Source organism: uncultured Caballeronia sp. (assembly GCF_964243625.1).
Taxonomy (GTDB): domain Bacteria; phylum Pseudomonadota; class Gammaproteobacteria; order Burkholderiales; family Burkholderiaceae; genus Caballeronia.
The window spans coordinates 1-13,606 of the sequence record NZ_CAXTGZ010000126.1 but is presented as its reverse complement, the minus strand read 5'-3'; the positions used below and the strand labels follow the sequence as shown (position 1 = coordinate 13,606).

The window sequence follows — 13,606 nt, the reverse complement described above, 5'->3', positions numbered from 1 at the left end:
CGTTGATATCTACGGCGCAACGGCCCGGAATATTGTAAAGCATGATCGGCAGCGACGTGGCTTCGGAAATCGCCTTGTAGTATTCGAATATCTCGTCTTCGGTCGGCGTGTAGTAATAAGGCGGGACGATCATGAAACCGTCGACGCCCAAGGCTTCCGCTTCGCGGGTGTATCGAACCGCATTCGGTGTCGACGCGTTCATGGTGCCGACCAGCACATCCATGCGCCCCGCCACATGCTTGACCGTCGCCTCTACATATTGCGTGCGCTCTTCGTCGCTGATGGTCAGGAACTCCCCAGTGGTGCCGAGAATGATCACGCCGGGTGAACCGGCTTCTATTTGCCAGTCCAGGAAACGCTTGAGCGCTTTTTCATCGATCGACTTGCCGTCGGCTGTAAAGGGCGTCACGGTCACGCCATAGCTGCCACGAAAAACTTTACTCACGTATTTCTCCATTCAAATCGTTTGAAAGCGTGCGCGCCATGCGCACAATTTAACGCGTTAATTCAGCAGTACAGTTACCTCATACCATGCCGTTAAATCCTGGTAAAGCGCACCGATCGGCAGTTTTGTCCGAGCTACGCCACAGATGCCTGCCTCCCCGCTCCGTTTTTTCCCTTAATTTACTGGAAATTTCAGAATCATTTTTGTTCACATGGCGCCTGAATGTTAGCATGGCGCACGTTTTGTCACAAAGCGTCTGCTCCATTTTTCATCCAGGAACCGCGCTGTCGTGACGACCCCAGACGTGCAAACCACGTAAGCAGGAGGCACGAGCCGGAGGACATCTTGCATTGGCTGCGAGATGGCTGATTCGTACTCCGAATTTTCAGCATCATCAATTCAGGGGAGTTGAGTGGCATGAGAACTATCAGGCGAATCGCGGCGCTCGTTGGCGTGGCGGCAACGGGTTTGGCACACGCGCAAAGCAGCGTCACGATGTATGGCGTGATCGACGTAGGTCCGACTTACGTCAGCAACGAGGGCGGCGCGCACAACATCAAGATGGACGACTCGATTGCCTCGGGAAATCGCTGGGGCATCAAGGGAACAGAAGATCTTGGCGGCGGCCTGAAGGCCATCTTCGACCTTGAAAACGGTTTCGACGCATTGAATGGACAGTTCCGCCAGGGTGGCCGGGAATTCGGACGTCAGGCATGGGTAGGATTGCAGAACAACTACGCGTCCATCACGATGGGCCGACAGTACGACTTGGTCTACGACTACACGGCGAACTATGCAATGAGCGCGTGGGCGAGCGGGTACGCTACGCACCAGGGTGATCTGGACCGGATGGGCTGGGAACGTCTGGACAATGTGGTCAAGATCAAGAGCGCTGATTTTCATGGTCTGCAAGGCGGTGCGATGTATTCGTTCGGCAACGTTGCGGGCAGCCTGCACGACCAGAGTGCATGGTCGGCTGGCGGCCAATACAACCACGGCCAGTTTTCAGCCGGTGCGGTTTATCTCCGCATGAACAATCCGAATGGCTCGAACGCCATTGACCCGTACGGTTCCATGGGCGTATCCAGTTTCCTCGGCCAGACCACCGCCACGCGCGATCCGGCAACCGGCAAGGTAACCGACCTGTTCTCCGCCACACCGCTGGAGATCGACAGCCAGAGCGTGCTTACCCTGGGCGCGAGTTATGTCCTGTCGACGGTGACCTACGGGATTGCGTATTCCGATGTCTGGTTCAAGGGCTTTGGCCGGACATCGGCATTGCGCACGTATGACGTAGGCGCTTCGTGGCAGGTCACACCATCGTTCAATGCGGCAGCCGGCTACTTCTATTCCACCTTCGAAGGTCACCACTACAACGAAGGCAGTCTCGGTATCGACTATGCGTTTTCGAAGCGGACCGACGTCTATCTGCAGGGCTCCTACCTGCGGGCGTCGTCGGGCGTGGACGCGGTGCAGGGTTTCCTGTTCACGCCGTCGACCACCAGCACGCAGACAAGCGTGCGGATTGGATTGCGCCACCGGTTCTGACGTAACGAACGAGGCCGCGCGGCTCAGGCCGTCGCGCGGCGCAATGCGCAGCCACCGATGAGAAAACGGTTTATTCGCCGCCGATGACAGCGCGCAATGTTCCCGGACGCAGGCGCATGGGTGAATACGGCGTCATGTCCACGCCCGGATCGCGACCGGTCATCAGATCCGCGACCATGCGCGCTGTCAGTGGCCCGAGCGTGTAACCCGCGTCCCCCGGGATGGCGGCATGCAAGCCCGGTATGCCGGGCATCTCGCCCAGCACGCCGCGTCCATCGACTTTCGAATTGATGCCGGCCCAGGTCCGGATGATCTGCAGCGATACAAGCGCCGGCACCATGAACTGGGCAAGCGACACATTGCCGATCATGCTGGCCGGATCGACGACCGGAAAATCCGCGCCGTCAGCAAGCTTTGCGGGCCAGCCGCCGCCAATCACGATCTGCCCCGTCGACAATTGCTTCAGCGTGATCGATCGTTCCGCGTGCTGCACGAGATGCATGATCAACGGCGGTGCCGCTTCGGTGATGTTCATACGCAGCGGCTCGGCTTCCACAGGGAGGAAACTGCCCACGCTGTCCATCAACGCGCGAGCACCCGGGCCAGCCGCAACCGCCACTTGTCTTGCTGTGAGCATGCCCAGCAGCGTGGTCAACGTGAAGCCCGGGTCGTCGGCGTGCAGCCGTTCGACCTTGCACCGGTCGACGATCGTCACGCCCATCTGCACGGCCCACGCCCTCACCTGAGCGTTGCATTTGAGCGGATTGAGCTTGCCTTCATCGGCGCATAATTCGGCTCCGAAGGCGCTCGCGCCGAGATACGGCGCAATCCGTCCAAGCTCGTTACGGTCGAGCAACTCCACCGATAAGCCCAGCTCCCGCTCCCGCCTGCTCTTCGAGACCAGAAAGTCGAACTGCTCGGGCGTCTCGGCAATCATCAGGCCGCCCGACACCTTCATCTCGAAGTCGGCGCCTATCGCGCGTTCGAAGTCGCGCCAGAACGCTACGGCTTTGGGATAGAGCGGCAACTGCTGTTCGAAGCTCGCCACCCGCTCCGGAAAAAGACGCATGAAGCGGCTTTGCATCTGGACATGAAGGCTGCCGGCGTTAGCCGTTGATGCGGCTGAACCGCCTGCATCGATCAGGACGACATCCCGGCCGGCTTGCGCCAGGAAACCCGCAAGGCACAGTCCGACAATGCCCGCGCCGATCACTGCCACATCGACTTGACGACGCGGCAAAGCACCTGCATTGGACACGTTCATGATTCGCCGCCATGCCCCGCGAGTTCGGCTATGGATACCGGCTTGACCGGTACGCGCGGCGCGAAGCCCGACATCTCGTCGCGTTCGCGGCCGAAGCGCGCACACACGATGTCATCGAGGACTGGCGCACAGTATCGGCCCTGGCAGCGTCCCATGCCGATCCGCGTACGGCGCTTGATCGCGCCGACGGTGCTGAGGCCCTCGTCGAGCGCGGCATCGAGCTGCCCGAACGTGACTTCCTCGCAGCGGCAGATTATCGTGTCGCCGCAGCGTTCTTTGGGCGCCGTCAGCGCGCTCGCATAGAATGTCCAGAGCGCTTGCTGGAAGCGTCTCTGCCTGGCAAGTTCAACGATCGCGCGATCCCGCTCGGCTGTGAGTGAAGCGTCGAGCACCTGTCCCTGCGATGCCGCCACCGCCGCGCCCACGATCGTCCCTTCCGCGAGCGCCGCTTTCGCGCCGCCGAGTCCGGTGCAATCGCCGAGCGCGTACACGCCGGCAATGCTCGTCAGGCCCAGATCGTCACGGCGTGTGATGAGCTGGCGGCGGGGTTTATCGAAGTCATGTGCGCAGCCTAGCGCCCGCAGCAGTTCATTGGCCGGCTCGAAGCCATAGCCGAGACAGACGGTGTCGACCTCGATCTTTTGCGCGGGTGTTGCTTCCGGCATGCCCGAGACGCGCGCCAGCGTGACGGACAATCCGCCCGCCGTCTTCTCGATCGATTCGATCACGGTCTCGTTGATGATGCGCACGCCGTGACGCTTCACCGTGCGCTGATAGCCAAGTCCCTCGACCACGAGCGCGGGTGCGGCGAGCGCCATGGTGGCGATTGATCCAATGCTCGCGAGTCCGGGTGCGCGCGCCGCTTCGACGACAGCGGCTACTGTCGCGCCGCCGCTGACAAGTTCGGCCGCGAGCTGCAGGTTGAGCGGACCGTTACCGGCGATCAACACGCGCTTGCCCGGCAATCGCCGCGATGTACGCCACAGGGTCTGGGCGGCGCCGGTGGTCATGACGCCGGGCAGCGTCCAGCCCGGCACTTGCCAGCCGCGCTCATGCGCGCCCGTTGCAACAACGCTTGCGTGCGGCCGGAACCGGATCGAGCGGCCGCGCACGGTCGCGATGAATTCGTTCGGTTCGAATGCGCCCCATACCAGCGCATCGCGGATGATCTCGACGCCCGCCTTGCTCGCAGCATCGATCAAGGCTGCGCCGCGCTGGTGTTGTGCATCGGGCGGCGCAATCCCATCGGACGATGCCGATACACCCAGTTGCTTGTAGTACTGGCCGCCGGGCTGGCTGCGTTCATCGAGCACGGTCACGCGCACGCCGGCGCGCTGCGCCATGAGCGCTGCCGACAACCCGCCCGGTCCCGCGCCGATCACGAGCAATTCGGGCTCGCGCACTTCCGGCTCACGCGCTTCGATGTACCCGCCCGGGCTTGCCGGCACCGGCAGCGCCCGTGCATGCACGCCGCGCCGCACGGTAATCGGCTTGACGATCTTAGTCATGCACGCACGCCGGTTCGCCACGCCATCCACTTCGACAAGACAGTCCTGGCAGACGCCCATGCCGCAAAACACACCGCGCGGCTGACCCGAAGCCGTCGTACGGAAATCCTGGATGCCATGCGCGACAAGCGTCGCCGCCAGCGTTTCGCCGGGCCGCGCCTGCAGCGTCTCGCCGTCGAACTGAATTGCAATGGTTTGGGTCATGTCGGTCATACGTGTTACCGGCTCACAGCGAAGGCTCGAGCCGGGTGTTCAGGACGAGTTCCGCCACGGTTGCATTGTTGGGAAGCGTCAGCAGAAAGGCAATCGTATCAGCGACAGTTTCCGGGCGCAGCCGGTCCGCCACGGGACTCGCGCTTGCAAACCGCGCAATCAGTTCTGTATCCACTGCGCCGGGACACAAGGCCGTGGCACGCACGCCGCTCTCCCAGCCGTCGAAACGCGCTGCGTGCGTAAGCGCCATGACTGCGTGCTTGGTCATGGCATAACCCACCGAATCCGTCGGCCGATACCGCTTGCCGTCCGTCGATGCCACGTTGATCACCCGCCCTTTTCCGCTCACCTTGAGCGCGGGCATGGCGGCGCGGATGGTGCGGAACGGACCCTTGACGTTGACTTCCCACATGGTGTCGAGCGCGGTGTCGTCGCCACGATCCAGCGTGATTTCGAGCAGGATGCCTGCGTTGTTGATCAGCGCGTCGAGGCGCCCGAAGCGCGCGAGTGTGGCGTCGACCCACGCGGCCGGGGACAGCGGATCGAATGCGTCATAGCGTTCGATCAAAACCCTTTCCTTGTCCGCTGCAAGAGCCGGCGCGACGCCTGCCGGATCGCGCACGCCGAGCGACAACGTGTAGCCGTCATCGTAGAGACGTTGTGCGATGGCGGCGCCAATACCTCGTGACGCGCCCGACAACATCACCACGCCGCGCACAGGTTCCGAATGCTTCGACATCAGAACAGCCCCTGGTAGACGCCACCATCGTTGACGATATTCTGTGCAGTCATGAAGCCATTCTGCGCGCTGCACAAGAACGCAATCAGATCGCCGCACTCGGACGGATCAGCAAAGCGTCCAGCCGGGCAATGCTTCAGCCGATCCGCGACAATCGCCTCATAGGTCGTGTTGCCGCGTGCCGCGTGGCCGTGCAGGTTCGTGGTGAGCGCATCGGTTTCGAACAATCCCGGGCACACGCTGTTGATCACAACGTTGTGCGGAATCAGTTCGCGCGACATGGCGGCGATCGCGCCCGCAAGCGCAAGGCGCGCCGCGTGACTGGGTCCGAAGCCGACCTGCGGGAACTTGATGAAGCTCACTGACATGTTCACGATCCGGCCGAAGCCACGCTCGCTCATGCCCGGCACGACCGCGCGGATCAGTTCCAGCGACGAATAAAAATGCGCTTCCATCCAGCCCTCCCAGCCTTCGCGCGTGATCTTGCGGAAGTCGTCGGGCACCTGCCGGATGCCGGGATTCGCCACCAGGATGTCCACGATGCCCGCTTGCGCCAGGACCGCAGCGCGTCCCTCGGACGTGCCGAGATCAGCGCTGACGGTCGCGACCTTGACGCCGGTTTCTGCCACGAGTTCACGCGCGGCGGTATCGAGTGTTTCCTGCGATCGTGCAACCAAAGTCAGGTCCACGCCCTCTCTCGCGAGCGAACGCGCCGCCGCCAGTCCCAAGCCCTTGCTACCGCCGCATACGACCGCGCGGCGTCCTCTGATGCCTAAATCCATGTTGTCTCCGTGCGCCGGCGCTGTCAGGCGCGGGCGTGTTGCAAGTCGATTTTTCTCAGACGTTTTTCGCAAACGATGCCGCAAGCAAACGCGGCGGCACCTTGAAGCGTCCGGCAACGTCGCGCCATTGCTCGCGCACCGTCGTGACCTCGGCGGTGTCGCCCGCGACCAGCACCGTCGCGGGCAACAGTTGCGCGTTATAGCGCGCGGCGCCGGATTCGGTGTAGCCGCCGGCATCGAGGAAAGCGACGAAATCACCGCGTGCGAGCGCGGGCATGGTGCGATCGGCGCCGACTTCATCGGAGTTGCAAAGCGGACCGACCAGATCGACGTGCTCCGTTGCCGGGCGCGCGGTGTCCTTCACGGCGACCGCGTGGTAGTACCAGTCGAGCGCCGATGCCCAGGAAAGATGGTTTGTCGAAAGATCCAGGTTCACCCATTTTTTCGTGGCGCCCTGCTTGATCGCGCCGACTCTTCCAACTGCAACGCCGGACGGCCCCGAAATTGCGCGGCCCGGTTCAATGCGCAGTTTGGGCAGCGGCAGGTTCAGGCGTTCCGCTTCTTCGCGGATCGCAGCGCCGCACATACGGCCGTAGATCTCCGGCGTGGGTGCGGCGTTGTCGTCGATCTGCGAGCGCGGCCCCGTGCCGTACCACTTGCCGAAGGTCCAGCCGCCGCCAATGTCGATGCACGGCGGCGTCCAGCCGGTTTCATCGCGCAAGAAGCCGGACCATGTGATCATCTCGCGCGCCATGATCGCGAAATTTTCGGGATCGTTCGACATGCGGCTCAGGTGGAAATGCGTTTCTTTCAACTCGATATCAGGCATCTGCTGCGCCCGCTTGACGATCTCGACGGTCTGCTCGCGCGTCATGCCCCACTTGGTCGAGTCGCTCTGTTCCTTGAGCGTGCCGGGACCGTGCATGGCAACACCCGTGCGTCCCGCGAGCGGCAACAGGTCGAGCTTGAGCCGGATGCCGATAGCCGCCTTCTTGCCAAGCCGCTTCGAGATTGCATCGATGCGATCCAGTTCATCCATTGCATCGATATTCACGCAGATGCCATTCGAGATCGCCATCTCGAGTTCTTCTTCCTGCTTGTTCGAGCCGTTGAGTACGAGCTTTTGCGGATCGGTTCCGGCTAGCAGCGCGATATACATCTCGTTCACGCCAAAGCAGTCACCGCCCGCGCCTTCCTGGTTCAGGATGTGGCGGATCGCGAGTCCGTTGTTCGACTTGTTGGCGAAGAGAATCTCGACCTGCGGATAATGCGCGAGAAAACCATCGCGAAACGCGCGATATCGGTCACGCAGTTCGTTTTCCGAAATGATGTAGAGCGGTGCGCCGTGCGTCTCGGCGAGGGCTTGCACGTCGCAGCCGTCGACCCAGAGATTGCCGTTGGCGCCAATACCGATGTACTTGCCGTACTGCACGGAAAACCCGCAGGGATTTGCGTCGGGCTGATGTCCTGTCATTGCTTTCTCCTTCCTGGATTTTTATTTTCGGCGAGTTTGGGTCAGAGCAAGCCTTCGGCTCGCAACCCCGCCGCCAGCGAATCGCGCTGGCTGGAATTGAGCGCGCGCAGCGGCGCCCGTGGTTTTCCGCCGCCTGGAATGCCGAGCAGATCCATGGCGGCTTTCGTCGACGGATACAGCGTGCGGCCGTCGGCTGTAAAAAGATCGGTCAGGCGGCGCCCTGTTGCCTGCAGGCGCGCGGCGAGCAGCGTGTCGCCGCTGCGGGCGGCCTCGAAAAGCTTCTGGCCGCCTTCATCCCAGACATTAGGAAAGCAGTCGATCACGCCGTCGGCGCCGAGCTGGACGGCCGGAACGCCGAACACCGACGACGGTCCGCAAAACACCCGCAGCGTTTCGTGCACCGCGAGGAACGTGCTGTAGAAATTGTTCCAGTCACCCGAGCTTTCCTTTACTGCCACAACGCGCTCGAGCTTGCCCAGCCGCGCGACCAGTTTGGGCGTCAGGTAATTCACTGCGTTGCCGGGGATGTTGTAGAGCATCACCGGCAAGCCGGCGTGCGCAGTGACGTCGGCGTAGTGCGCGTGGATCTCGTCATCGGTGAGCTTGACGAAATACGGCGGCAGGATCAGCGCGCCATCGCATCCCGCTTTCTCCGCCTGCCGGGTCAGCGCGATCGTGTCTTCCACCCCGATCATGCCGGTCCCTGCAATCAACGTCCCGCGCGTGCCCATGACTTCTTTCGACGCTACAAACAAGCGTGCGCGTTCGTCGGTGTTCATCGCCCAGAATTCGCCGGTGCAGCCGCCGACGACCACGCCGGTCGCGCCGAGCTTCAGATGCCGTTCGATGACATCGCCGAGCTCGCGTTCGTCGAGCTTGCCGTTGTCGTCGAAGGGCGTGGTGATTGCTGGCATGGCGCCGGACCAGTTGACGCTTTCTCTGTTCATGCTTTTGACCCGTATTTGATGATGTGAATGTTCAGGCTGCGTCGCGCGTGCGCTTGATCGACGTGACGTTGGTGTCGTCGCGGTTCAGCCGCTGGCCGTTCTGGCGCGAAAAAACGTGCAGGCGTGCGAGCGTGACTTCGAACGGCACGCTCTGGCCAGCGCGGAGCTCGGCTGCGAGCGGTACGTCGCTGGCAATGCGCGTACAGAGCGATGCACCACCGCAATCCATCAGCACGATGGACTCGTGGCCCGTCGGCTCGACCACTTTGATGCGAGCGCTGAGTGTCCCGCGGCCCAGCACGATGTCTTCGGGCCGGATGCCGGCGGAAACCGCACCGGACGCGTCCGCGCGCAGCGCGGAATGCGGCAGGCGCAATGCCACGCCGCCTGCTTGCAGCGAGAAGCCTGTATCGTCGCGCTGCAGGTCGCCATCGATCAGGGACATCGCAGGCGTGCCGATGAACCCGGCCACGAACTGGTTCGCCGGCCGGTAGTAGATTTCATCGGGCGTGCCGAATTGTTGCAACACGCCGCCACTCATCACGGCGATCCGCGTGGACATGGTCATTGCTTCGAGCTGGTCGTGCGTCACGTACACCGTCGTCGTACCCATGCGCTGATGCAGCTCGATCAGCTCGGCCCGCATATGCGCGCGCAACTTGGCGTCGAGATTCGACAGCGGTTCGTCCAGCAGGAACACCTTCGGTTTGCGGATCAGCGCACGGCCAAGCGCGACGCGCTGCTGCTGGCCGCCCGAAAGCTGCTTCGGCTTTCTCGCGAGCAACGGTTCGAGTTGCAGCAACTGCGCAATGTTGTTCAGCATTGCAGGCCACTCCTGCTTCGGAACACCACGCTTTTTCAGCGGATACACAATGTTCTCCGCAACCGTCAGATGCGGATACAGCGCGTAGGACTGGAACACCATCGCAATATCGCGCTTCGCCGGCGGCAACTCGTGCACTTCGATGCCGCCAATATGGATCGCGCCGCTCGTCGGCTGCTCCAGGCCCGCAAGCATGCGCAGCGTCGTTGTCTTGCCACAACCGGAAGGTCCGAGCAGGCACACGAATTCACCGTCGCGAATATCGAGATCGAGTGAGGGAATCGACACCGTATCGCCAAATACCTTGCGTACATTCTTGAAACTTACTGCTGCCATTGAGGTGCTCCGGAGTGCATAGTCAGTGTGCCGTCGGTGCTCATCCCGCGGGCGTTCAACCCTTCACACCGCCAGCGCCAAAACCGCTAGTGAGATAACGCTGAAGGAAAGCGAAGAAGAACAGCAACGGCACGCTCATCATCACGGAAGCCGCCATCAACAGCGACCACTCGATGTTGAACGACGACACGAGCATGTTCATCACGCCGGTGGTAAGCGGACGGGTCTCGTCGGTGTTGACCATGACGAGCGCGTACAGGTACTCGTTCCACGCCAGAATGAACGTGAACAGCGCGGTCGAGATGATTCCGGGCAGCGCTTGCGGCAGGATCACATCGACGAACGCACCCAGCCGGCTCGCGCCGTCCACCAGCGCGGCAGCTTCGAGGTCGTCCGGAATGCCGGCCATGAACGAGCGCAAAAGCCACATTGCGTAGGGCAAGGCAAACGTGGTGTACGAGATCACCAGACTGGTCAGTGTGTTCTGCAAGCCCAGCTTCACCATCATGAGGTAAAGCGGAATGATCAACACCACAGACGGCATCAGGTAGGTGCAAAGAACCGCGGTGGCGATCGCCTCGCGGCCGCGATAGGCGAAGCGCGCAAGGCTGTAACCGCCGAAGGTGGCGACCGCCATGACAACGACGGTAGTCGCCGCCGACAGCACGATCGAATTCCAGAAGTAGCTGATGAACGGCGTGTCCTCCAGCAGCCGCCGATAATGCTCGAACGTCACGTGCTCCGGCAGAAGCCTGATCGGATAGACGAACAGTTCGCTCTGCGGCTTGATGGATGTCAGCACCATCCAGATCAGCGGGAACACCATCAGGATCACGATCACCCAGGTGACGAGCGACGCGGGAATGTTGGTTTTATCGGCCCGCATCGTGGCTCCTTGTGCGTTGTGCGCGATAAAGGTAGGCCGCCATCAAAACGCCCATGACCACCATCATTCCAACCGCGGAAGCGGAAGCCGCGCCCATCTGGTTCAGACCGAACGCCTGCTGATAGACGAGCAGCGGCACGGATCGTGTCTGATTGACCGGGCCTCCGCCAGTCATCAGGTAAAGCAGGTCGAACTCCTTGAAGTCCCAGATGATCCGCAACAGGATCACGACGCCGAGCACTTCACGCAACTGCGGCAGCGTGACGTCGAAAAAACGGCCGAACGGACCGGCGCCGTCCATGCGCGCGGCTTCATAGAGCGCGAGCGGAATGGTCTGCAGTCGCGCCAGCACCGCGATCACAACGAACGGAAAGTACTTCCAGGTGCCGACCAGAACAATGCTGATCATGGCGTTGGGCATTTCGCCGAGCCAGTTGACCGGACTGCTGATCACATGGAGTTCGAGCAGGACCTGATTGAGTACGCCATAGAGATCGTTGAAGAGCCAGCGCCAGACCAGCACGGCGACCACGGTCGACACAAAATAAGGGAACAGCACCAGGCTGCGCGCTGCCGAGCGCATGGCGATCTTCTCGTTGAGGAGCAGCGCCATGCCGACGCCGCACAGGATCTGCAGGACGAGCGTGGACGTGGTCCAGACGATCGTTACCCATAACGAATACCAGAACGTCGATGAACCGAGCATGTCCCGATAATTCGCCAGGCCCACAAAGCTCGACGCCTGCGTGGGCGTGTACACCGAGTTCAGGGAAAGCCACAGTGCATAAAGAAGCGGATACACAATGGTTGCGATCAACAGCAACACTGCCGGCGCGATAAGCAACATGCCGAGCCTGCTGTACGTCGATTCGAGAGAGCGGATGCCCATGCGGGGCAATGAAACAGTGGCCATGCGTTTTCCAATGCGTGCCCGTGCGAATGCGATCCGGGCAGTGACGGACGAAAGATGGTTGGCGCAACGCGTGACGCATCGAGCGCCATGCGTTTGCGCGGCCGGCCGTGTCAGGCTTTCATCAGCGTTTCGAGCTTCTTTGCGGTCGCACCGACTACGGACTTCGGCGCTTCGTTGTTGAGCACGACGCGCTGGACCAGTTCAGCCAGGACATTGCTCGCGACGATCTCGTTGGCCCTTCGGTTCGGCTTGTGTGCCGGCGACTCGTAGCCAAGGTTGTGACCGGACGCGGCGGCAGCCGACATCAGTTCGACTTCCTTCGGATACTTCTTGATGATCGGATTGCTGTTATAGCGAGGATCGGCCGCAATGGTCTTCAATACCGGCAGCAGATGCGCGGGCGCGCCCAGCAACTCGGAAATATAGCCCGCAGGATCGAAAAGATATTCTGCGAACATTTTGGATGCCGAAATGTTCTTGGCCTTCTTAGGAATGAAGACGCACGGAAAGTCGTTATAGGTCCATGCCGGTACCGACTTGGAAATCGTGGGATACGTGGCGCAAGTCACCGAATCGGCAATGCCGGGATTCTGCGCGGCAATGTTGTCCAGCACGCGCCCGCCATAAATGCCCGTCGCGGTCGATCCGGAGACAAACGCGGTCAGGCTTTCTCCCCAGCTATAACCGGTCGCGCCGGGCGGGCAGAACTCGCGCATCGACTTGTAGAAATCGAGTGCGTTGAGCGTTGCCTGACTGTCGATTGCAACCTGCAGATCCGGCGTGAATACCTGCCCGCCTGCACGATGGATGAAGCCGAGCAGTATCAACGAAGTCATGCTGTTCAGGCCGTATGGCAGCGGCGCACCATAAATCCGGCCGCCCTGCATCTTCTTGCATGCGGCGCGAAGTTCGTCCCACGTCTCGGGCACCTTGTCCACGCCAGACTTTTGCATCAGGTCACGACGAATCCATAGAACGTCGGCGGCCGTATTTGCAAGGCCCGTGGCGCACAGCTTTCCGTCCGCGGTCCTGAACACATCGTTTGCATTCGGATAGTACTTGTCGATACCAACGGCTGCGACGACGTCATCGACCGGTTCGACCAGCCCGTCTGCGTAATAGGTTTGCGCGGCATAGGACGGGAGGTGAGTGATGATGTCAGGCACCTGGTTTGCGGCAAACGCTGCCGCAAGCTGCGCCGGATAACCCTCGTCCGACGTCGCCTCGAACACGACCTTGACGCCCGGGTGCGCTGCCATGAAACCGGCGATCTGCGCTTTGTAGGCCTTCAACTGGTCGGGCGCGGCCTGGGTCGACCACCAGCGCAGCGTAATGGGATCCGCTGCGAATGCGCCGCGGCCGAATGCGAGGCCCCCGATGCCCGCGGTCATGCCCGCCGACGCCGCCAGTTTGAGCAAACGGCGGCGCTTTGCCGAAAGAGTTGGTGCCTTCACCTGCCGATCCCCATCGAACGTCATTCAGCTTCGCTCCCAATATAAATGTGCGCCTGTCGCACCGATGTGCGTATTTATACATGAGCAATAAGTGACATACAACGGATTTTTAGCCGATATTTGAGAGCCGAGCCTCCCGTACAACCCAATAATTTTACTTATGTTCGCCTGTCGCACATGAATGTGCAGCGCCCGCCACGTCAATGTGAAGCCGTCAGACCGGTCGCGCACCCCAAACTTCGACTATGATCGTGCGACACATCCGGCTGGCATC

Annotated in this window: 12 protein-coding genes; 1 reads left to right on the top strand and 11 read right to left on the bottom strand. The window is 61.5% G+C overall.

The window, feature by feature from the left end; all coding sequences use genetic code 11:
- A partial coding sequence (locus ACFFAR_RS11220; RefSeq protein ID WP_375507888.1) for a dihydrodipicolinate synthase family protein occupies window positions 1-445 on the bottom strand: 445 nt, incomplete at its 3' end.
- Between the two features lie 417 nt (window positions 446-862).
- On the opposite strand from ACFFAR_RS11220, the gene ACFFAR_RS11215 reads away from it, so the two are divergent.
- Complete coding sequence (locus ACFFAR_RS11215; RefSeq protein ID WP_075360278.1) at window positions 863-1,993, top strand: porin; 1,131 nt, start codon at window positions 863-865, stop codon at window positions 1,991-1,993.
- 70 nt (window positions 1,994-2,063) lie between these two features.
- On the opposite strand, the gene ACFFAR_RS11210 is transcribed toward ACFFAR_RS11215, so the two are convergent.
- The 10 genes from ACFFAR_RS11210 to ACFFAR_RS11165 all read right to left on the bottom strand — a co-directional run bounded on the left by ACFFAR_RS11210 (window position 2,064) and on the right by ACFFAR_RS11165 (window position 13,332).
- Window positions 2,064-3,257 (bottom strand): NAD(P)/FAD-dependent oxidoreductase, encoded by a 1,194-nt coding sequence (locus tag ACFFAR_RS11210; RefSeq protein WP_375507887.1) that lies wholly within the window; start codon window positions 3,255-3,257, stop codon window positions 2,064-2,066.
- Entirely contained in the window at window positions 3,254-4,978 is a 1,725-nt protein-coding gene (locus ACFFAR_RS11205) for an FAD-dependent oxidoreductase (protein WP_174362653.1), read from the bottom strand. The genes ACFFAR_RS11210 and ACFFAR_RS11205 overlap by 4 nt, the downstream gene beginning before the upstream one ends.
- Window positions 4,979-4,991: 13 nt before the next feature.
- On the bottom strand, window positions 4,992-5,717 hold the full coding sequence (locus ACFFAR_RS11200) for an SDR family NAD(P)-dependent oxidoreductase (protein WP_375507886.1): 726 nt from the start codon (window positions 5,715-5,717) through the stop codon (window positions 4,992-4,994).
- Window positions 5,717-6,499 (bottom strand): SDR family oxidoreductase, encoded by a 783-nt coding sequence (locus ACFFAR_RS11195; RefSeq protein WP_174362652.1) that lies wholly within the window; start codon window positions 6,497-6,499, stop codon window positions 5,717-5,719. The genes ACFFAR_RS11200 and ACFFAR_RS11195 overlap by 1 nt, the downstream gene beginning before the upstream one ends.
- A 55-nt stretch (window positions 6,500-6,554) precedes the next feature.
- Window positions 6,555-7,973 (bottom strand): diaminopimelate decarboxylase, encoded by a 1,419-nt coding sequence (locus ACFFAR_RS11190; protein ID WP_174362651.1) that lies wholly within the window; start codon window positions 7,971-7,973, stop codon window positions 6,555-6,557.
- Window positions 7,974-8,014: 41 nt separating this feature from the next.
- Entirely contained in the window at window positions 8,015-8,920 is a 906-nt protein-coding gene (locus tag ACFFAR_RS11185) for a dihydrodipicolinate synthase family protein (RefSeq protein WP_075360275.1), read from the bottom strand.
- Window positions 8,921-8,951: 31 nt separating this feature from the next.
- Window positions 8,952-10,079 carry an ABC transporter ATP-binding protein gene (locus ACFFAR_RS11180; protein WP_075360274.1) on the bottom strand — a complete coding sequence of 376 codons (1,128 nt, stop codon included), beginning with the start codon at window positions 10,077-10,079 and terminating at the stop codon, window positions 8,952-8,954.
- Between the two features lie 55 nt (window positions 10,080-10,134).
- Window positions 10,135-10,965 (bottom strand): ABC transporter permease subunit, encoded by an 831-nt coding sequence (locus ACFFAR_RS11175; RefSeq protein ID WP_174362650.1) that lies wholly within the window; start codon window positions 10,963-10,965, stop codon window positions 10,135-10,137.
- Window positions 10,952-11,878, bottom strand: coding sequence for an ABC transporter permease subunit (locus tag ACFFAR_RS11170; protein WP_174362649.1), 927 nt, complete (start codon window positions 11,876-11,878; stop codon window positions 10,952-10,954). Before ACFFAR_RS11170 ends, ACFFAR_RS11175 begins: the two co-directional genes overlap by 14 nt.
- A 110-nt stretch (window positions 11,879-11,988) precedes the next feature.
- Window positions 11,989-13,332: an extracellular solute-binding protein gene (locus ACFFAR_RS11165; RefSeq protein ID WP_174362648.1), complete on the bottom strand. Its 1,344-nt coding sequence runs from the start codon at window positions 13,330-13,332 to the stop codon at window positions 11,989-11,991.
- Window positions 13,333-13,606: the final 274 nt, after the last annotated feature.

Excerpts from the sequence above, each read along its gene's own strand:
- ACFFAR_RS11205 (WP_174362653.1), bottom strand. The coding sequence starts at position 4,978 with ATGACCGACATGACCCAAACCATTGCAATTCAGTTCGACGGCGAGACG.
- ACFFAR_RS11185 (WP_075360275.1), bottom strand. The coding sequence starts at position 8,920 with ATGAACAGAGAAAGCGTCAACTGGTCCGGCGCCATGCCAGCAATCACC.
- ACFFAR_RS11210 (WP_375507887.1), bottom strand. The coding sequence starts at position 3,257 with ATGAACGTGTCCAATGCAGGTGCTTTGCCGCGTCGTCAAGTCGATGTG.
- ACFFAR_RS11170 (WP_174362649.1), bottom strand. The coding sequence starts at position 11,878 with ATGGCCACTGTTTCATTGCCCCGCATGGGCATCCGCTCTCTCGAATCG.
- ACFFAR_RS11195 (WP_174362652.1), bottom strand. The coding sequence starts at position 6,499 with ATGGATTTAGGCATCAGAGGACGCCGCGCGGTCGTATGCGGCGGTAGC.
- ACFFAR_RS11200 (WP_375507886.1), bottom strand. The coding sequence starts at position 5,717 with ATGTCGAAGCATTCGGAACCTGTGCGCGGCGTGGTGATGTTGTCGGGC.
- ACFFAR_RS11180 (WP_075360274.1), bottom strand. The coding sequence starts at position 10,079 with ATGGCAGCAGTAAGTTTCAAGAATGTACGCAAGGTATTTGGCGATACG.
- ACFFAR_RS11175 (WP_174362650.1), bottom strand. The coding sequence starts at position 10,965 with ATGCGGGCCGATAAAACCAACATTCCCGCGTCGCTCGTCACCTGGGTG.
- ACFFAR_RS11190 (WP_174362651.1), bottom strand. The coding sequence starts at position 7,973 with ATGACAGGACATCAGCCCGACGCAAATCCCTGCGGGTTTTCCGTGCAG.
- ACFFAR_RS11215 (WP_075360278.1), top strand. The coding sequence starts at position 863 with ATGAGAACTATCAGGCGAATCGCGGCGCTCGTTGGCGTGGCGGCAACG.